The 18,599-nt window shown below is 71.9% G+C and carries 19 protein-coding genes; 8 read left to right on the forward strand and 11 right to left on the reverse strand.

The window, feature by feature from the left end; translation table 11 throughout:
* Positions 1-35: 35 nt before the first annotated feature.
* Positions 36-1,211, reverse strand: a complete 1,176-nt coding sequence (locus tag ACZ4XJ_RS29100; protein ID WP_468497937.1) for a DUF3344 domain-containing protein — start codon at positions 1,209-1,211, stop codon at positions 36-38.
* Between the two features lie 281 nt (positions 1,212-1,492).
* On the opposite strand from ACZ4XJ_RS29100, the gene ACZ4XJ_RS29105 reads away from it, so the two are divergent.
* The 4 genes from ACZ4XJ_RS29105 (at position 1,493) to ACZ4XJ_RS29120 (ending at position 4,027) form a co-directional block, all read left to right on the forward strand.
* Positions 1,493-1,903 carry a rodlin gene (locus tag ACZ4XJ_RS29105; RefSeq protein ID WP_281209869.1) on the forward strand — a complete coding sequence of 137 codons (411 nt, stop codon included), beginning with the start codon at positions 1,493-1,495 and terminating at the stop codon, positions 1,901-1,903.
* Positions 1,904-2,135: 232 nt separating this feature from the next.
* Complete coding sequence (locus ACZ4XJ_RS29110; RefSeq protein ID WP_362879955.1) at positions 2,136-2,369, forward strand: chaplin; 234 nt, start codon at positions 2,136-2,138, stop codon at positions 2,367-2,369.
* 121 nt (positions 2,370-2,490) lie between these two features.
* Positions 2,491-3,498 carry a chaplin gene (locus ACZ4XJ_RS29115; RefSeq protein WP_468497938.1) on the forward strand — a complete coding sequence of 336 codons (1,008 nt, stop codon included), beginning with the start codon at positions 2,491-2,493 and terminating at the stop codon, positions 3,496-3,498.
* Positions 3,499-3,676: 178 nt separating this feature from the next.
* The gene (locus tag ACZ4XJ_RS29120; protein ID WP_362879952.1) at positions 3,677-4,027 is read left to right on the forward strand and encodes a hypothetical protein; all 351 of its coding nucleotides are present in this window, start codon (positions 3,677-3,679) and stop codon (positions 4,025-4,027) included.
* A gap of 78 nt (positions 4,028-4,105) precedes the next feature.
* Here the strand turns inward: ACZ4XJ_RS29120 and ACZ4XJ_RS29125 are convergent, their stop codons facing one another.
* Together ACZ4XJ_RS29125 and ACZ4XJ_RS29130 are read right to left on the reverse strand one after the other, a co-directional pair.
* The gene (locus tag ACZ4XJ_RS29125; RefSeq protein ID WP_362879951.1) at positions 4,106-4,351 is read right to left on the reverse strand and encodes a chaplin; all 246 of its coding nucleotides are present in this window, start codon (positions 4,349-4,351) and stop codon (positions 4,106-4,108) included.
* A gap of 127 nt (positions 4,352-4,478) precedes the next feature.
* Complete coding sequence (locus ACZ4XJ_RS29130; protein WP_362879949.1) at positions 4,479-4,976, reverse strand: hypothetical protein; 498 nt, start codon at positions 4,974-4,976, stop codon at positions 4,479-4,481.
* Between the two features lie 283 nt (positions 4,977-5,259).
* Here ACZ4XJ_RS29130 and ACZ4XJ_RS29135 point away from each other — a divergent pair, with 283 nt between their 5' ends.
* The gene (locus ACZ4XJ_RS29135; protein WP_468497939.1) at positions 5,260-5,670 is read left to right on the forward strand and encodes a rodlin; all 411 of its coding nucleotides are present in this window, start codon (positions 5,260-5,262) and stop codon (positions 5,668-5,670) included.
* A 127-nt stretch (positions 5,671-5,797) separates the two neighbouring features.
* Here ACZ4XJ_RS29135 and ACZ4XJ_RS29140 read toward each other — a convergent pair whose 3' ends face one another.
* Positions 5,798-6,448, reverse strand: a complete 651-nt coding sequence (locus ACZ4XJ_RS29140; protein ID WP_468497940.1) for a vitamin K epoxide reductase family protein — start codon at positions 6,446-6,448, stop codon at positions 5,798-5,800.
* A gap of 183 nt (positions 6,449-6,631) precedes the next feature.
* Here ACZ4XJ_RS29140 and ACZ4XJ_RS29145 point away from each other — a divergent pair, with 183 nt between their 5' ends.
* Positions 6,632-7,405 carry a DUF6227 family protein gene (locus tag ACZ4XJ_RS29145; protein WP_362879945.1) on the forward strand — a complete coding sequence of 258 codons (774 nt, stop codon included), beginning with the start codon at positions 6,632-6,634 and terminating at the stop codon, positions 7,403-7,405.
* Positions 7,406-7,438: 33 nt separating this feature from the next.
* Here ACZ4XJ_RS29145 and pfkB read toward each other — a convergent pair whose 3' ends face one another.
* From pfkB to ACZ4XJ_RS29160, 3 genes are all read right to left on the reverse strand, one after another.
* The gene (gene pfkB / locus ACZ4XJ_RS29150) at positions 7,439-8,389 is read right to left on the reverse strand and encodes a 1-phosphofructokinase (protein ID WP_362879943.1); all 951 of its coding nucleotides are present in this window, start codon (positions 8,387-8,389) and stop codon (positions 7,439-7,441) included.
* Positions 8,386-9,147, reverse strand: a complete 762-nt coding sequence (locus tag ACZ4XJ_RS29155; RefSeq protein ID WP_468497941.1) for a DeoR/GlpR family DNA-binding transcription regulator — start codon at positions 9,145-9,147, stop codon at positions 8,386-8,388. The genes pfkB and ACZ4XJ_RS29155 overlap by 4 nt, the downstream gene beginning before the upstream one ends.
* 150 nt (positions 9,148-9,297) lie before the next feature.
* Positions 9,298-10,902 (reverse strand): MFS transporter, encoded by a 1,605-nt coding sequence (locus ACZ4XJ_RS29160; RefSeq protein WP_468497942.1) that lies wholly within the window; start codon positions 10,900-10,902, stop codon positions 9,298-9,300.
* Positions 10,903-10,964: 62 nt separating this feature from the next.
* Here ACZ4XJ_RS29160 and ACZ4XJ_RS29165 point away from each other — a divergent pair, with 62 nt between their 5' ends.
* Complete coding sequence (locus tag ACZ4XJ_RS29165) at positions 10,965-11,912, forward strand: helix-turn-helix transcriptional regulator (RefSeq protein WP_468497943.1); 948 nt, start codon at positions 10,965-10,967, stop codon at positions 11,910-11,912.
* Positions 11,913-12,039: 127 nt separating this feature from the next.
* Here ACZ4XJ_RS29165 and ACZ4XJ_RS29170 read toward each other — a convergent pair whose 3' ends face one another.
* The 4 genes from ACZ4XJ_RS29170 to ACZ4XJ_RS29185 form a co-directional block, all read right to left on the reverse strand.
* Entirely contained in the window at positions 12,040-13,017 is a 978-nt protein-coding gene (locus ACZ4XJ_RS29170; RefSeq protein ID WP_362879935.1) for a sigma-70 family RNA polymerase sigma factor, read from the reverse strand.
* 461 nt (positions 13,018-13,478) lie between these two features.
* Positions 13,479-14,303: a dioxygenase family protein gene (locus ACZ4XJ_RS29175; protein WP_362879933.1), complete on the reverse strand. Its 825-nt coding sequence runs from the start codon at positions 14,301-14,303 to the stop codon at positions 13,479-13,481.
* Positions 14,304-14,508: 205 nt separating this feature from the next.
* Positions 14,509-16,050 carry an MFS transporter gene (locus ACZ4XJ_RS29180; protein WP_468497944.1) on the reverse strand — a complete coding sequence of 514 codons (1,542 nt, stop codon included), beginning with the start codon at positions 16,048-16,050 and terminating at the stop codon, positions 14,509-14,511.
* A 62-nt stretch (positions 16,051-16,112) separates the two neighbouring features.
* Complete coding sequence (locus ACZ4XJ_RS29185; RefSeq protein ID WP_362879929.1) at positions 16,113-16,847, reverse strand: TetR/AcrR family transcriptional regulator; 735 nt, start codon at positions 16,845-16,847, stop codon at positions 16,113-16,115.
* 350 nt (positions 16,848-17,197) lie between these two features.
* On the opposite strand from ACZ4XJ_RS29185, the gene ACZ4XJ_RS29190 reads away from it, so the two are divergent.
* Positions 17,198-18,475, forward strand: a complete 1,278-nt coding sequence (locus ACZ4XJ_RS29190; protein ID WP_362879928.1) for a M6 family metalloprotease domain-containing protein — start codon at positions 17,198-17,200, stop codon at positions 18,473-18,475.
* Positions 18,476-18,599 lie beyond the last annotated feature (124 nt).

The raw sequence follows: 18,599 nt of genomic DNA on the forward strand, positions 1-18,599 counted from the left end.
ATGGCTGTGTCGGCACGTGGAGTGGACTCCTGCGTTCAGCGGCGCGCGTCTGTCTGAACGAAGAGCACACCGAGGAATTGACCCTGACTTTCGCCTGTGAACGTGAAACTCAGGCTGCGGGCACCACCGGACAGCGCGGGACCGATGTCGAACACGTCCGCGTCATATCCGAGATTGTTCACATGTTCGGGCTGTCGCACGAATGAGGGACGCCCGAATTCCGTGATCGTGGAATTCATAACATCATTAAAAGGATTTTCTGCATCACTGAGGCTGATCCGACGACCACTGTCGGCGGTCACCGTGAGTGAGTCACCCAGGGTCCCGCGGTCCCCGTCGTAAGCGACCACCCCGGCCCGCCCGGCGGCACCGGTCGGCGCGTCCAGCCCGGCGATCTCCACCGTCTCCCCGGCCGCCTCGCCGCCGCCGGCCACCAACCCCTCGAAGCCGTCCCACAGCGAGATCCGCCGCAGCGACTCCCGCGGGTGCTCGTAGGCGACCACCAGCGTCCACCCGCCCCAGGCGCCCACGTCCGAGTGCCCCATGGCGATGTTCAGTTGGGCGACGGTCCACAGACCGGCGCCGCCCTTGCGCACCAGCGGGGTCACGTCGGCCGAGGCCTGGTAGGCGTCGCTGCCGGCGTCCGCGCGGTGCCCGATCACGGTGTCGGCCAGGACGGCCTTGTACGCGCCCCCGGGCTCGGCGACCAGCACCCGCCCGTTGTCCTGCGGCGGCTTCTGCTCCCCCACCCGCAGGTTCCCGCCCCAGTAGAGCCGGGCGTACGAAACCTTCGCCCCCTGCGGGACCTTGAGCTCGGCGCGGGTGGAGTTGTAGGTGTCCGGATCCTTGTCGACCTCGCTGTAGAACATCTCGAAGTCGCTGTTCACCCCGGCCGCGCCCCGCTTGACCTCGGCGCACGGCTCGGCCTGCGGGGACTCCTCCTTGCGGCAGCTGATGCCCGAGTTCGAGGCCCGGACGAGCCCGCCGTGCTGGACGGCTTGATAACGCTGCGTGAACGGAACCCGCGGCAATTCGCGCGGACCGACCGGTTCCACCGCCTGCGCCGCGGGGGCGTTGGCGGAAAGTGCGAGGCAGGACAACAGGCCGAGTGTGCCGAGGATTCTGCGGGGTGAACCCATGTCCCTGTCTCCATTTTCGACCAAGGGGGCAAAACAGGAGTGAACTTTGTCAGAAATCAGGCTGGAAATCACGTCGGACTCGCTCGTACGGCCTTTTGGGCGATGCCACGCACCCTCACGGTCGGCGGGTCGTTAAGGCCGCGCAGCACCACGCGAACGGATAGCGGAAATCACCGCGAAAGTCGGGCCGGACCCGCGCCGCGACCACCCCGGGAGCGGGCGCGGGAACGCCTGAGCGTCAACCTTCCGATCCGAAACGTCGGCATCCGGGTGAATCGACGCAACCCGGGCCGGGGCGGGGCCGTTGATCCGGGTGCTCCAGTACCGGGCAATCCTGCAAAAAAGGGACGAAAATGATCAAGAAGTTTGTGGCTGGCGCAGCGGTTGCCGCCTCCGTCGTGGGTCTGGGTGCCGCGATGGCCCCGCAGGCGATGGCGATCGGGAACGACAACGGCATCAACACCGTGAACGGCAACGGCGCCTCGCAGATCTACGGCAACCAGGCCACGTACGGCAACATGAGCCCGCAGATGGCGCTCATCCAGGGCTCGTTCAACAAGCCCTGCATCGCCCTGCCCGCCAAGGCCAACGTGCAGTCGGTCCTCGCCCTGGTCAACGTCGGCGTCCAGGACATCCCGGTCCTGTCCAGCCCGCAGAACCAGCAGTGCACCGAGAACTCGACCCAGGCCAAGGGCGACGAGGCCCTCTCGCACATCCTGGACAACATCCCGATCCTCTCGGGCAACGTCTCCTCCGGCAGCTGACCCCCTCAGCCCCGCCCCGGCGAGGCCGTCGCACCCTCGGGTCGCGGCGGCCTCGCCGCGTATAGGACCTCTCGAATTCCGGACCGAATCCGTTCGGAATTCCGCACACGGACCCGGGGGGCATCGGAGTGAATTGCCCGACGACCCCCGAAAATCTCCGGTTTCTTTTCCCGGAGCCGCTCGTTGTTATTTTTGCAGTGGATACGCCCCTGCGGGAAAGGATCAAAATCAAATGACGTACAAGAAGGCAGTGGTGCTGGCCGCCGGCGCGCTGATGGCCGCTGGTGTCGCCTCCCCCGCCATGGCCGACGCGGATGCCCACGGTGTGGCCGCCGGCTCCCCCGGTGTCCTCTCCGGCAACCTCGTCCAGGTCCCGGTGCACGTCCCGGTCAACGTCTGCGGCAACACCGTCAACGTGATCGCGCTGCTGAACCCGGCGTTCGGCAACACCTGCGTCAACGCCTGACGAAGCGCCTGCGCCCGCGAGGGCGAACCTCCTCGGGGTGGCCCCGGAGTGCACGGCGGTGCACTCCGGGGCCACCTTCGATTCAGCACCGGCACCATCGCCGGTAGACAGGGAAGGACCCATGCGACAGGTACTGAGCCGACAGGTACTGGGCAAGGGGATGCTCACGGCGGCGGCCGCGTCCAGCCTGCTGTCGATCGCGACCGGCGCGGCCCACGCGCACCCCGCGGCGACGTCCGAGGCCTCGCATTCGCCGGGTGTGCTGTCCGGCAACAGCGTCTCGGTACCGATCACCTTCGCCCCGAACGTGTGCGGCAACAGCGTGGACGGGGGCGCCGCCCTCAACCCCGCGATGGGCAACACCTGCGCCACGACCACCGGCTCCGACGTCGACCACGACTACGGGCGCCACCTCAGCCCCGAGCACGCCGAAACCGTCGAGCGCTACCTCGACGGGCGCGGCGGAGGCGGCCGGCACGCGCTCCCCTCCCAGCGCCACGAGGAGGAGCGCGGCCACGAGGAACCCCGCGCGAACCTCCCCCGACACGCGGCGCCCCGCCCCGAGGAGCCGCGCCACCAGGAGCCGCGCCACCACGGCCACGACGACGGCGGCTACGGCGGCCCGGGCGAGCAGCAGCCGGAGGAGGAGTGCGACGACCACCCCGCGGGTCCCCCGCCGCACGCCGAGCACCCGGCCCCCCACCCGGCGCCGCTGCCGGAGCCGGTCGCGGAGCACCCGGCGCCGCTGCCCGCCCCCGCGCCACCCGCCGCGCACGAGCCGCCCGAGACGGGACCGCCGCGCGGCAGCCTGCCCGTGCGGCCCGCTCCGGCGCCCGTCCCGGTACCGGAGCAGGTGCGTCCCGGCGACCAACCCCCGGCCGCCCCCGGCGGTGACGCCCCCGCGCCGCTGCCCCCCGTACCGGCTCCGGCGCCCGCCCCCAGGCCGGTACCGGCCGCGGAGTTCCCGTCCGCCCCGGCGCCGGTCGTCCCCGCCTTCCCCGCGCCGGCCCACGCGGCGGCGCCGGAGCTGGCCGACACCGGAGCCGGCCGGCCGGCGGCCGCGGCGGCGCTCGCCTCGGCCCTGCTGCTGGGCGGCGCGATCCTGTACCGGAGGTCCCGGATCTCCTGACCCGGAATACCGGTCATCAGAAGAAATATCGGCCGGAGAATCCCTTGTCGGATTCTCCGGCCGCTGTCGTGCCGCGAAACCCGGCGTTTCCGTAGCGGCCGGTAATCGTTACCCAGGGCGAAAGCGGCGCGACGGTCGCCGCTGACGGCTCCGCCCCCGAAAGACGAGGATTTCGATAATGAAGATCAAGCAGGTCGCCGCTGTCGTCGTCGGCTCCATCGCCGCCCTCGGCGCCGCGACCCCCGCCTTCGCCACCGAGACCCCGGCGTCGATGCCCCCCATGAGCGCGACGAGCGGGCTGTCCGACGCGCTGAACGCCGTCGGCCCCGTCACCGAGGCGCTCCCCCAGACGGTGGGCAACGGTCTCGCCGAGCAGGGTGAGGGCGTCGACAAGGTCTTCGGCACCGTCCAGAAGGTCAACGAGGCCCGCAACAACCTCCCGGGCCAGGTGCTGGAGGTCGCGAACGTCGCCCCCCAGGCGTCCCCCGAGCTGCTCGGCGGTGTGAAGCTCAACGGCGGCGCGCACTGAACCGTCGCCGACATGACTGTGGGCGCCACCGGCGATGCCGGGGGCGCCCACAGTCATGTGTGCCGACTGCGACGAACGTCAGTCGTTGACGCAGACGTTGCCGAAGGCCGGGTTCAGCAGGCCGATCACGTTGACGGAGTTGCCGCAGACGTTGACCGGGACGTGGACCGGAACCTGAGCCAGGTTGCCCGAGATGACACCGGGGGAACCCACGGCCGCGCCCTCGGCCGACGAGTCGGCGACGGCGGAGCCGGCGGCACCGGCCGCGGCGAGACCAGCGGTGGCCAGGACCAGGGCGGCCTTCTTGGCAGCAGCAGAGTTCATGGGAAGTGCACCTTCTGTTCGATGTCCTGCCCCGATGCCGGGGCTCACACCGAGCGAAACGGTCCACCGTCCCGGACGACACGGCTGCGGAACCGATCAGACCTGTTCAGCCCAATAGTCGTAACTGCTAGTGGATCGGAATGTCGGGGATCGCCGGAATCTCCGGGATCGCGGGGGTGAGGCCGCCCGTCGGGGGGACGGCCGGGTTGGCCACGGGCAGCTGCGGGACCTGGGCCGGCGGCACGCCCGGGACCGCGGGGACGGTCGGGGCCGTGGGGAGGCCCGGAAGCGCGGGGAGCGCCGGGATCTCCGGGAGGGTGGGGAGCGTCGGCAGCTTGATCTCCGGCAGGGTCACGCCGGGCAGCAGCGCCTGGAGCGACTTGAGGAGGTCCGACAGGGTCGTGCCGATGCCGGCGAGGAGGTCGTCGATCGGGCCGGCCGCCACCCGCGACTCCAGCCCCTCAAGGGTGTCCAGCTGCTCCTGCACGGCCTCCACCTTCTTGGTGAGGGCGGCCGAACCCTCGCCGTCCGCGGCGACCGCGGGGCCGACCGCGCCGGACAGTATGACGACGGCGAGGGCCGACGGGACGAGGACGCGGAAGCGGGACGGCTTGGTGCGCTGCATGGAGATTCCTTCGGAAGTGGTCGTCCAGAAGCGGACCCGAGCGATCCGCCTCCTTACCCACCGTGCGAACACCTTCCACGGACCGCAACCGGACGGGAGGCGCCCGGGTGGAAACCGGTGGTTGCGTACGGGCTTCGCGCACGCGTCCGGGGCGGGCTCACCCGCTCCGGCGAATGGCGCGGCGCGAACGGGCCGTTTGAGTGAACGAGCGGAACCAACCCCGCGAGCGGGAGTTGTCCAGGGAGCTCCGCCAACGGGCACTCGTGCGACAAAAGGACCAACGATGTTCAAGAAGATCATGACCGCTGCCGCGGTTTCCGCCGTTGCCATCGGCGCCGGAGCCGCGGCCGCGGCTCCGGCCATGGCCATCGGCAACGACAACGGGATCAACACCGTCAACGGCAACGGCGCCTCCCAGGTCTACGGCAACCAGAAGACCCACGGCGACCAGAGCCCGCAGCTCGGCCTGGTCCAGGGCACGCTCAACAAGCCCTGCATCGGCCTGCCGGCGAAGCTCAACGTCCAGTCCGTCCTGGCCCTGGTCAACGTCGGTATCCAGGACATCAACGTCCTGTCCAACCCGCAGAACCAGCAGTGCGCCGAGAACTCCACCCAGGCCAAGGGTGACGAGCCGCTCTCGCACATCCTCAGCAACATCCCGGTCCTCTCGGGCAACGGCTCCATCGGCAGCTGATCACCGCCCCCTCCGGCCGGGCCCCCGGTGCCCGTGGAGCAGGGGGTGCCCCGGTCGTGACCGGGTGACGAGGGAGCCCCGGCAGCTTGCGGCTGCCGGGGCTCCCGTGCGTGGTGGGGCGGGGCCGTCAGCCGGTCCAGAAGTCCCACCACCGGGTCAGGACGAGCATGGCGATCACCCCGATGTGCAGGGCGGGCGGCGCCCAGCCGAACTCGGCGAAGAAGACCCGTACCGGGGCGGGCGCGGGCAGGTGTCCGGCGCGGACGTTGTGCGCGGTGACGGCCCAGAACATCAGCAGCGTCGCCACCCAGGCCAGGCTGCACCACAGGCACAGGGCGTTGATCTCGTAAAGCGACTGGATCATCAGCCAGGCGCAGAAGCCGGTGCCGAAGAGGGTGCCGGCGTTCAGTCCCAGCCAGAACCAGCCGCGGTGGCGGGCGCCGGCGAGCAGACCCGCGCCCACGCAGACCACGACGGCGTAGCAGACCAGGCCCAGCATCGGGTTGGGGAAGCCGAAGACGGCCGCCTGGTCGCTCTTCATGACGCTGCCGCAGGAGACCACGGGGTTGAGGCTGCAGGCGGGCTTGAAGTCCGGGTCCTCCAGCAGGAGGAACTTGTCCAGGGTGATGACCCAGGAGGCCAGCAGTCCCGCGGCGCCGGTGAGCACCAGCAGCCATGCCGGCCCCTTCGGGGCCGGTGCGGCTTCGTCCTCGGGTCGACTGCCGGGCAGCCCCTGCTGACGGGGGACGCCCACTGTATTCGTTGCCATGTCACCCATAGTCCCCCGCAGTTGCACAGAGGGGCCTGAATCATGCCTATACAGCAGGAAGTTGACCTGAAGGTGTGGCGGGAACCCCTGGTACTTCCCGGACGTTTTACCGAACCCCGGACGTGATGTCAGAACCAGGGGCTACGTTGAGCGTCTGCGAAGTGACAACCTGCGACGGCCTGGAGACCCACCTTGAGCGATCCGTACGAGACAACCGAGGCGCACCTCGACCGACTCCTCGGCCGCGCACTCAACTCCTTCGACCTGCCGGACCCGTTGGTGGAGCGTCTGGGTACCGCGCTCGCCCACAGCTCTTCGCTGTACACCACGCATCACAGTCCCGCGGCGGACCTGTGGCGGGAGACGCACCGGCACACCTACCTGTTGGCCGACGGCGGTTCGGCGTCCCTGTGGGAGCTCGCCTACCGGCTGCGGGGTGATCGCGACACCCGCTGCGAGGTGTTCGCGAGCAAGGCGGAGCTGGGCCTCGCGGTGACCGGGCTGTTCGGTGAGGCGCCCGCCGAGTCGGTGCTGGATCCCTCGCCGGCGGGCGGGCACGACGGCGAAGGTGAGGACGACCTCTCCGCGCTGAGCGCCCTGTTCGCGGCGTCGACCCCGCAGGAGCGCAACCGCGAGTACGCCATGGAGGAGTCGGCGGACCACGCCCGCCGGGTGCTGCGGCGCGCCGAGAACCTCGACCGGCCCGGTGAGTCGGTGGCGGCGCTGCTGCGGTCGGCGTACGGGCACCGGATCACGCAGGCGTTCGGCGGCCGGCAGTGTCTCGCCGACGGGCGGGACGCGGGGTTCAGCCTGTACGAGCACGCGTTCGTGCTGCTGGACGGCAGCGAGCTCAGCCTGTGGGAGGTCGAGCACACGGCCACGCCGGACGGCCGACACATGTGCGAGGTCTACGAGAGCGAGGCCGTCGCGCGCGGCGCCATGGAGGTCCGCGCCCGGGTGCGATGACGCCCCTGCCCGCCCGGGCGGGGGGACCGGGGATCAGAGCGCGGCGGATCCGGTCAGCGGGAGGTCCAGGGGCGGGTCCGCGGTGACGCGGACCTCCGCGGGACGCAGGTCCGCGGGGGTGGGCATGGCGCTGCCGGGGAGCTGTACGGCCGCCGCCCCGTGGGCCAGGGCGCAGGCGAGCGCCGCCGGGCCGTTGCCGCCCGCGATGAGGAACCCGGCGAGGGCCGCGTCGCCCGCGCCGACGTCGCTGCGGACGGTGGTGACGGGCGCGGTGCCGTGGAAGGTGCCCTCCGCGCAGACGAGGAGCTGTCCGTCGGCCCCGAGGGAGGCCAGGACGGATCCGGCGCCGAGCGAGCGGAGTTCCTCGGCGGCCTTGACCACGTCGCCGAGGGTGGGCAGCGGGCGACCGACGGCTTCGGCCAGTTCCGCGGCGTTGGGCTTGATCACGTCGGGGCGGGCGGGGAGCGCCGCGAGGAGGGCCGGGCCGGAGGTGTCGAGGGCGACGCGGGCTCCGCCCTCGTGGGCGCGGGTGACCAGTTCGGCGTACCAGTCGGTGCCGGCGCCGCCGGGCAGGCTGCCGCAGCAGGCGATCCAGTCCGCTTCGGCGGAGCAGGTGCGGACCGTTTCCAGGAGCAGGGCCGATTCCTCGGGCAGCAGCTCGGGGCCGGGCGCGTTGATCTTCGTGAGGGTGCCGTCCGGTTCGGCGACCGAGATGTTCGAGCGGGTCCGGCCGGCGATGGAGACCGCGGTGACGTCCACGCCCTGCGCGCCGAGCAGTTCGGCGAGCAGTATGCCGGGGGTGCCGCCGAGCGGGAGGACCGCCGTCGTGGGGACGCCGGCCGCGGCGACGGCCCGCGAGACGTTGACGCCCTTGCCGCCCGGGTCGACCCGGTCGCCGGTGGCGCGCAGGACCGTACCGCGCTCCAGCGAGGGGACCTCGTACGTCCGGTCCAGGGAGGGGTTGGGGGTGACGGTGACGATCATACGAGTTCGACTTCCGTACCGGCGGCTTCGATCGCCGCCTTGTGGGCCGGGGCGAGCCCGGTGTCGGTGATGAGGAGGTCCACGTCCGCGAAGGTGCCGAAGCGGGCGAAGTGTTCCTGGCCGGCCTTCGCGGAGTCGGCCAGCAGCACGACCCGGCGGGCGGCGGCGATCGCGGCCCGCTTGACGGCTCCCTCGGCCAGGTCGGGCGTGGTCAGGCCGGTTTCGGGGGTGAAGCCGTTGGTCGCGAGGAAGAGGACGTCGGCGCGGACCTCGGCGTAGGCGCGCAGCGCCCAGGCGTCGACGGCGGCCCGGGTGCGGTGGCGTACGCGGCCCCCGACGAGGTGCAGGTCGATGCCGGTGTGGTCGGCGAGCCGGGCGGCGACGGGCAGGGCGTGGGTGACGACGGTCAGCGCGTGGTCGACGGGGATGCGCGCGGCGAGCCGGGCGACGGTGCTGCCGGCGTCGAGGATGATGCCGGCGCCGTCGGGGATCCTCAGGAGGGCGGCGGCCGCGATGCGGTCCTTCTCGTCGGCGGCGGTGGCCTCGCGTTCGTTGAGGTCGGGCTCGAAGTCGAGGCGGCCGGACGGGATGGCGCCGCCGTGGACGCGGCGGATCAGGCCGGCCCGGTCGAGGGCGGTCAGGTCGCGGCGTACCGTCTCGGCGGTGACCTGGAAACGTTCGGCCAGGGAGAGCACGTCCACGCGCCCCGCTTCGCGGGCCAGGCGCAGGATTTCCTGCTGGCGCTCGGGTCCGTACATGTGGGTTTCGGTCCGTCCTGTGCCCGACTGTGTGGCTTCACCCTTACCGTACGCCCACAGACCCGGAGAAGCAAAGCAAAACGGACATGCCCGGTCCACGGGGACGGGCATGTCCGTACGGGTGCGCGCCGGCCGGGCCGCGCGGGACCGTCAGACCGTGCGGGCCTTCTCCGGGGACGGGGCGGCCTGCGGGTCGCCGCCCTCGCGCTCCCCCATCGGGACCTGCTTGCGCGGCAGCATGAACATCACCGCGAAGATCACGACGAGGACCGCCACGACCCACCACAGCGCGCCGCGGAAGGCCTCGACGTAGGGGGCGCCGTAGACCCGGTCGTCGTCGATGAGCCCGAAGAAGACGACGGAGGTCAGGCCGAGGCCCAGGGCGTTGCCCACCTGGCCGGTGGTGTTGATCAGGCCGGAAGCCGAGCCGGCGTGCTCGCGCGGGACCTGGGACAGGACGGTGTCGGTCAGCGGGGCGACGATCAGGCCCATGCCGATGCCCATGGCGACCAGCGGGGCCGCCATCTGCCAGGAGGTGATCCCCATGCCGTAGTGCTCGGACTCCCAGATGTAGAGGAGCAGGCCCGAGGCCATGATCAGCGCGCCCGCCTGGAGCACCTTGCGGCCGAAGCGCGGTACGAGCTTCTGGACGGAGATGCCCGCGGCGGCCGAGACGGCCAGGGAGAAGGGGATGCCCGTGGCGCCGGCCCGCAGGGCGGTCCAGCCGAGGCCCATCTGCATGTACAGGGTCCAGACGAGGAAGAAGATGCCCGTCGCGATGCCGAAGGTCAGCTGGACGGTGATGCCGCCCGCGAAGCTCTTGACCTTGAAGAGGGAGAGCTCGACGAGCGGCGAGCCGTCCTTCTTGATCTTGCACTTCTCGTAGGCGATGAAGCCGACGAAGAGGAAGGGCACCGCGCCCATGCACAGGAAGCCCCACAGCGGCCAGTCGTTCTCCCGGCCGTGGGTGAGCGGGAAGATCAGCATGACGAGACCGACGGTGGCGAGGACGACGCCGAGCAGGTCCAGGCGCAGGGCCTTGGGTGCCTTGGACTCGGTGATGAACTTGCGGCCCAGGATCACCCCGGCGATGCCGACGGGCAGGTTGATCAGGAAGATCGGGCGCCATTCCAGGCCGAAGAGGTTCCACTGGGTGAGCAGCGCGCCGAGCATCGGGCCCGAGACGGCGCCGAGGCCGACGATCGCGCCGAACATGCCGAAGACCTTGCCGCGCTCGTGCGGCGGGAAGGTGACGTGGATGATCGCCAGTACCTGCGGGACCATCAGGGCCGCCATCGCGCCCTGGAGGATGCGGGAGGCGACGAGCATGGACGGGTCGGCGGCGATGCCGCACAGCAGCGAGGCGGCGGTGAACCCGGCGATGCCGATCAGGAAGACGCGCTTGCGGCCGTAGATGTCACCGAGACGGCCGCCGGTGATCAGACCGGCGGCGAAGGCGAGCGCGTACCCGGCGGTGATCCACTGGATCGCGCTGGTAGAGGCGCCGAAGCCCTCGCGCATGTTGGGTATCGCGATGTTGACGATCGTGACGTCGACCAGGTCCATGAAGGCCGCGGTCATCACGATGGCGAGGGCCAGCCAGCGTCGGCGGTCGCCGGGCGGTGCGGCGCCCTCCTCGGCGGCGGCGGCCGGCGCGGCGGCCGGGTCCGGTGCTGGGGCGGTGGTTTCGTTCCGCTCTTCTCGTACGGGCCCGGTCTTTCTTTCGGGCGATGTCCGGGACGTCTCGGTGCTCATGGAGAGAAACCTAGACGGCATGTAGGCCAGATGGTGTCCTATTTGGATGGCAGCCTGGGGTCATGAACGACACCCCGGCGCGGCTGCTCACCCTGCTGTCCCTGTTGCAGACCCCCCGCGAATGGCCGGGCAGCGAACTCGCCGCGCGGCTGCGCGTGAGCGCGCGGACGATCCGGCGGGACATCGACCGGCTGCGCGACCTCGGCTACCCGGTGGAGGCCTCGCTGGGCGCGGAGGGCGGGTACCGGCTGGTGGCGGGGGCGGCGATGCCGCCGCTGCTGCTGGACGACGAGGAGGCGGTGGCGATCGCCGTCGGGCTGCGGGCGGGGGCCGGGCACGCGATCGAGGGGGTCGAGGAGGCTTCCGTACGGGCCCTGGCGAAGCTGGAGCAGGTGCTTCCGTCGCGGCTGCGGCACCGGGTGGGCGCGCTCCAGTCGGCGACGGTCGCCGTGACCCGTGGCGACGGGGCGAGCGTGGATCCGCGGACGCTGACGACGATGGCCGCCGCGATCGCGGGGCTGGAGCGGCTGCGGTTCGCGTACCGGGCGCGGGACGGGGCGGACAGCCGGCGGCAGGTGGAGCCGTACCGGCTGGTGAGCACGGGGAGCCGCTGGTACCTGGTGGCGTTCGACCTGGAGCGGGAGGACTGGCGGACCTTCCGGGTGGACCGGGTCAGCGAGCCGTTCGCGACGGGGGCCCGGTTCGCGGCGCGGGAGCTGCCGATGGAGGCGGCCGAGTTCGTCCGGCGCGGGCTGCGGGGCGGGGAGCGGTACGGGGTCGACGTGTCCTTCGCGGTGGCTCCGGCGGAGCTGCCGGGCTGGCTGCGGGAGGCGGCGCGGGAGGAGCCGGGCGGGGCGCGGGTGCGCTTCGAGACCGCGGACGCCCCGGAGTGGCTGGTGGCCCGGCTGGCGCTGACGGGACTGCCGTTCACGGTGCTGGCGCCGGCGTTCCTGTCGGACGCCGCCCGTACGCTGGCCGGCCGCCTGTCGGAGGCGGCGGGCGCGGCCTGACCCCGCTCGGGCGGGGGCGGGGCAGGGGGGAGCCCCGGCACCTGGGGGGGGGTAGGTGCCGGGGCTCGTCAGGGGGGTGCGACGCGGGCCGGTCGGGCCGCGGGGTCGCGTACCGGTCAGGCCGTGGTCAGGCCACCGCGTCGAAGCCGGTGTCGCGGGCCATCCGCTTCAGTTCGAGGAGGGCGTGCTTCTCGATCTGCCGGATCCGCTCGCGGGTCAGGCCGTGCTGCTTGCCGACCTCGGTCAGGGTCCGCTCCCGGCCGTCCTCGATGCCGTACCGCATCTTGATGATGGACGCGGTGCGCTGGTCCAGCTTGCCGAGCAGGTCCTCCAGCTCCTCGCTGCGCAGCAACGAGAGCACGGACTGCTCCGGCGAGATCGCGGAGGTGTCCTCCAGCAGGTCGCCGAACTGGGTGTCGCCCTCGTCGTCCACCGACATGTTCAGGCTGACCGGGTCCCGCGCCCAATCCAGGACGTCACCGACGCGCTTCTCCGTGGAGTCGAGCTCGGCGGCGATCTCCGCGTGCTCCGGGTCGCGACCGTTCTCGCGGTTGAACTCGCGCTGCACCCGACGGATCCGGCCGAGCTCCTCGACCAGGTGGACGGGGAGGCGGATCGTACGGGACTGGTCGGCGATGGAACGCGTGATGGCCTGCCGGATCCACCACGTCGCGTACGTGGAGAACTTGAAGCCCTTGGCGTAGTCGAACTTCTCCACGGCGCGGACCAGGCCGGCGTTGCCCTCCTGGATCAGGTCGAGGAGGGGCAGCCCGCTGCGCGGGTAGCGGCGGGCGACGGCCACGACCAGGCGGAGGTTGGACCGGATGAAGACTTCCTTGGCGCGCTCGCCCTCGGCGGCCAAGAGCTCCAGCTCCTCGCGGGCGGGGGCGTCCCCCGCCCGCTCTATCGCTTCGTCGAGGATCTGCTGGGCGTACACGCCCGCCTCGATGATCTGCGAGAGCTCCACTTCCTTGGCGGCGTCGAGCAACGGGGTGCGCGCGATCTCGTCCAGGTACATGCCGACCAGGTCACGGTCGGCGATCTCCCCGCCCACGGCGCGGGCGCTGCTCGTGGACTGACGACGGGCGACGGCGCGGGTTGCCATGCGTGCTCCCTTGCGGTGCGATGAGTCGGTCGCGGTGCGGCTGGAGGACGGACCGGAACAGCCGGCGCTGCGGCGGTTCATCCTTCGGACACTCTCCCGAGTGCCCGCTTCCGATGGAAACAACGACTGGAAACGGGACAGAATTCCCACGCTGCTCCCTCTTTTTCGAGATCTTGCAGTATCCTGCCCCGCCCCCGCCCGGTGACGGAGGGGCGCGAAAGGCGGCGAGAAACCGAAGGGGTGCAGGTCAGGCCCGGAATCGAAGCGGACCGCGAAGCCCTCACGGGGGCCGTACGACAACGACGCCCGTGAGACCGCCGTCACATGCGATACGGCGCTCTTCGGCCCGGAACAGCGCCGCCCGTGGCCGCACTCCCACCCTGAAGACGGGCCGCACCGCCTTCTGGTTGCCTGGACTGGCGATCGAATGCCCGGATATCCGACAAGCAGCGCGTTCCGCCCTAACCCGGCACGGTGCGCGAGGTTCCCGCCGCGCCCTGGCCGAACTGGAGGGAGCGCTTGGACAGGCCCAGCCAGAAGCCGTCCACCGGGGTGCTCTGGGCGCCGAGGTCGGCTTCGGCGGCGCCGAGGGTGACGAACAGCGGGGCGAAGTGCTCGGTCCGGGGGTGGGCCAGCCGGCCCGCCGGGGACTTGGCCTCGAAGTCGAGCAGGGCGTCGACGTCGGCGGCGGCGAGGGCCTCGCGGCCCCAGTCGTCGAACTCCGCCGACCAGCCGGGGACGCCGGGGCCGGGGTGCCGCAGCGCCGCGAGGTTGTGGGTGAAGAACCCGCTGCCGACGATGAGCACGCCCTCGTCGCGCAGCGGCGCGAGGCGGCGGCCGATGTCCATCAGGCGGGTCGGATCGAGGGTCGGCAGGGAGATCTGCAGGACCGGTATGTCGGCGTCGGGGTACATCTCGACGAGGGGGACGTACGCGCCGTGGTCCAGGCCCCGGTCGGGCATGTCCTGGACGGGAGTGCCGGGGGTGCGTAGGAGGGCGCGGACCGAGGCGGCGAGTTCGGGGGCGCCGGGGGCCCCGTACCGCACGGCGTAGTAGTGCTCGGGGAAGCCCCAGAAGTCGTACACGAGGGGGACGGGCTCGGTGGCGCTCAGCGCCAGCGGGGCCTCCTCCCAGTGCGCGGAGACCATCAGGATCGCGCGCGGCCGGGGCAGCGCCGCCGACCAGGCGGAGAGCTCGCCGGGCCAGACGGGGTCGTCGGCGAGCGGCGGGGCGCCGTGGCTCAGGTACAGCGCCGGCATGCGGGCGGGGGCGGGCGCGGAGGTCATCGGGCGCTCCTCGGTGCTGGTCGGGAGGTCGGTGCGGGAGCCGTCGGGTGGCGGCGGAGCGGGCCCTCGACAGAGCTCTCCCCCGACTGTCGGCGGGGCTGCCGTGGCTGCCGTGGCTGCCGTGGCTGCCGTGGAAAGACTAACCCCGCTTCGTTCAAATTTGAACGAAGCGGGGTCGTCAGTCATTCCCGTACCGGGGTCCCGGTCAGTGGGCGATCACCGGGATCTTGAACTCGGCGTCCTCGGAGTCGGAGCCCGAGCCGGCGGTGGGCGCGCCCGCGCCGGGTCGGCCCGTGGTGATCAGGGTGAACGCGATGCCCGCGCTGATCACGAGGATGCCGACGGCCCACCAGATCGCGGAGGAGTAGCCCTCGACCATGGCTTTGGCCTGCACCAGCTGCGCGGCCGGCCCGCCCGCCGCGACCTCGGCCGCGTGGTCGGTCAGGTACGCGGTCGTCGCCGAGGCGGCGATCGTGTTCAGCAGGGCGGTGCCGATCGCACCGCCGACCTGCTGCGAGGTGTTGACCATGGCCGAGGCCACACCGGCGTCGGCCGGGTTCACGCCGTGCGTGGCCAGCGACATGGCCGGCATGAACGCGGTGCCCATGCCGAGGCCCAGCAGCAGCTGCGCCGGCAGGATCAGCGCCGGGTAGGAGGAGCCGACCTCCAGCTGGGTCAGCAGCAGCATGCCGGTCGCGGCGACGAGGAAGCCCGGGCCCATCAGCAGGCGCGGCGGCACGCGGGTCATCAGGCGGGCGCCGATCTGGGTGGATCCCGTGATCATGCCCGCGATCATCGGCAGGAAGGCGAAGCCGGTCTTGACGGGGGAGAAGCCCTTCACGACCTGGAGGTAGTAGGTGAGGAAGAGGAACAGGCCGAACATCGAGATGACGGCCAGGCCCAGCGAGAGGTAGACGCCGCCGCGGTTGCGCTCCAGCAGGACGCGCAGGGGCAGCAGCGGGGACTTCACCTTGGACTCGACGTACACGAACGCCAGCAGCAGCACCGCGGAGGCGACGAACAGGCCGATGGTCAGCGGGTCCGACCAGCCCTCGGACTCGGCGCGGGTGAAGCCGTACACGAGCGAGACGAGACCGGTGGTGGACAGGAGCACGCCGGGGACGTCGAGCTTCGCGGGGTTGCGGGAGCCGGCCGGCTCGCGGATGACCATCCAGGCACCGACGGCCGCGACGATCGCGAAGGGGATGTTGACGAAGAACGTCCAGCGCCAGTTCAGGTACTCGGTGAGGAAGCCGCCGAGGATCAGGCCGACGGCGCCGCCGCCGCCCGCGATGGCACCGTAGATGCCGAAGGCCTTGGCCCGCTCCTTGGCGTCGGTGAAGCTGACGGCCAGCAGGGAGAGCGCGGCCGGGGCCAGCAGCGCACCGAACGCGCCCTGGAGGGCGCGGGCGCCGAGCATCATCGCCTCGCTGGTGGCGGCGCCGCCGAGCGCGGAGGCCAGGGCGAAGCCCGCGAGGCCGACGACGAAGGCGTTCTTACGGCCCCACTTGTCGGCGATGCGGCCACCGAAGAGCAGCAGCCCGCCGAAGGCGAGCGCGTACGCGGTGATGACCCACTGGCGGTTGCCGTCCGAGATGCCGAGATCGGTCTGGGCGGACGGGAGCGCGATGTTCACGATGGTCGCGTCGAGGACGACCATCAGCTGCGCCAGGGCTATGAAGACGAGCGCCTTCCAGCGATTGGGATCGGCGACGACCGGCGGAGCGGTCGCGGCTGTTTTTGACATGGGGGTACCTGCTTCACTGTGCGGAATGACTGAAAGAGCCTAGTTAACGAGGGTTTGGCGCGTCACGTGGTTTTACGTCTGAGGTCCCGCAAGGAGGCGGCCACACCGGGCAGTTCGGAGCGGGCCGGGCCGCGCAGCCCGTCCAGGAAGAGCTGGAGGTGCCGGTGCGCGTACCGGTCCAGGTCCGGGCAGCCGGTGCCCGGGAGGGGGCGGCTCAGCTGGGACAGGGCGACCATCAGGTCGCCGACACCGATGTCGGCGCGGACGAGACCGCCGTCCTGCCCGGCGGCCACCAGGGCTTCCACGGACTCCTCCAACGCGGTGCGGGAGGCGATCAGTTCGGGGTGATCGGGGTCGAAGCCGGCCGCGAGCATCGGGCACAGGGCGCCGATGCGCTCGTCGGCCGCGGCGTGCGCGAAGCGGCAGAGCGCGGTGAACGGGTCGGGTTCCTCGGCCAGCGCGTCCTCGGCGAGGGCGGCGACCCGACCCGTCACGTAGAGCACCACGTGGTGGACGAGGGCGGAGCGGTCCGGGAAGTGCCGGTAGAGGGTGGCGTTGCCGACGCCGGCGCGACGGGCGATCTCGTCGAGCGGCGCCTCCGAGCCGAACTCCACCAGCATCTCGCGGGCCGCGACCAGGATCCGCTCCCGGTTGCGCACGGCGTCCGCGCGCGGCTTCGGCACCCGGGTGGGGGCCGCGCCCACGACGACCGGCTCCGGGGCGGCGGCGATCGGCGCGGTGGTGAGGTCCACCGTCACCGCGGGGGCGGCCGCGCGGGTGCGGGTCGGGCTCTTCATTCCGGGGCCTTCCTTGACGGGCGGGAGGTTCGGGCGGGGTGCGGGCGGGACTGCGGCTCGGGCCACGGACGCCGGTTCGGCGCCTGCGCGTTGCGCGGTCCGAAACGGGGAGCCCGTCCCCGCTTCGTGGGACGTAGGTGCAAACGGGGAGGGAGTCCCCGGTTATTTCGCCGGCGCGTGTGACCTGACTCACAGGCCGGGGGGCGGCGCGGGGCCGGCCCACCGGCCGGTTCGGGGGCCGGGCCCGATTGGACGCTCCCGACGCGCGGGCGCGCCGCAGCCGACGGAGGGTGAACGGACAGAGCGCAGTCCGGACCCGGCCGGCTGCCGCGGACCCGAAGGCGATCTCCATGCCGCAGACCCGCCGCCGGATACGCAGACCCTGCCGCGCCTGCGCGTACGTCGGTCTGACCGCGCTGGCCCTCGGCGTCACGGCGACCGCGAGCACCGGCATCTCCGGCCGCGGGCATTCGGCGGCCGGCCCCGTGGCCGCCACCGCGGAGTCGGTGCTGGCGCCCTGCCGGCTCGCCGGGACCATGGGCGTGCAGATGTCCGAGGGCCTGCCGACACCGCCCGGGTACTCGCGGTCGACCGGCGAGGTGCGCGCCCTGAACCTGATGATCGACTTCCCGGACGCCAAGGGCGAGGGCACGGCGATGGACCGCCTGTCGGAGTTCTTCCCGCAGACTTCCGACTGGTTCCGGACCAGCTCCTACGGCCGGCTCAGCTACCGGGCCGAGGCCCCGATAACGGACTGGCTGCGGATGCCGATGCCGTTCGCGCAGTACGGGATCGAGCGCGGGTCCCCGTACGAGCCGGGGTACCGCCAGCTCGTCGAGCACATCGCGAAGGCCGCCGACAGCGAGGTCGACTTCGGCAAGTACGACCTGGTCAACATCCTGGTCACGCCGAACGCCGGCCCGTCGGCCCTGGACACCGTCCTGTCGGTGACCTTCTCGGGCAACGCCGAGGCCCCGGTCGCGGACGGCGTACCGCTCGCGAACACCTCGTTCGTCTACAGCCGGCAGGACGACGGCTCGGGCTCCTACCGGGAGACCGGCTACCGGGTGCTCCCCCACGAGAACGGGCACGTCTTCGGACTGCCCGACCTCTACACCGCCGACGGCGGCGGCACGGTCGGGCACTGGGACATCATGAGCGAGGACTGGGGTGCCAACAACGACCTGCTCGGCTGGCACAAGTGGAAGCTGGGGTGGCTGGACGGGGAGCAGATCAGCTGCGCCTCCAAGTCCGGGGTCAGTGACCACGTCCTGTCGCCGCTGGCCGTGACGGGCGGCACGAAGCTGGCCTTCGTCCCGCTGTCGGAGAGCTCCGGGTACGCGGTGGAGGTGCGCACGCGGGCCGGGAACGACGAGGCCGTGTGCCGGCCCGGCGTGCTCATCTACAAGGTGGACTCGGGCGTGGACACCGGGCGCGGGCCCGTCACCGTACGGGACAGCGCGGCCGACAGCGGTGGCTGCACCCGGCGGCCCAACGTGCACGCCGAACTGTCGGACGCCCCGTTCGTGCCGGGCGAGACCTTCACCGACGACAAGTCCGGGATCAGCGTCTCGGTGGTGGGGGAACTGCGCAACGGCAGCTACCAGGTCCGCATCACCCGGCCCTGACGGCGCCCGGGGCCCGGCGCGGGACCGGCGCGGGCACGGCGCCCGGGCCGGGTTCGGGGGTCGGGGCGTTCGCCGCGGCCCGTCGGCCGGTCCCGACCAGCACCGCGACGACCCCGGGAGGCCG

The organism is Streptomyces sp. NPDC029836, from assembly GCF_055574495.1.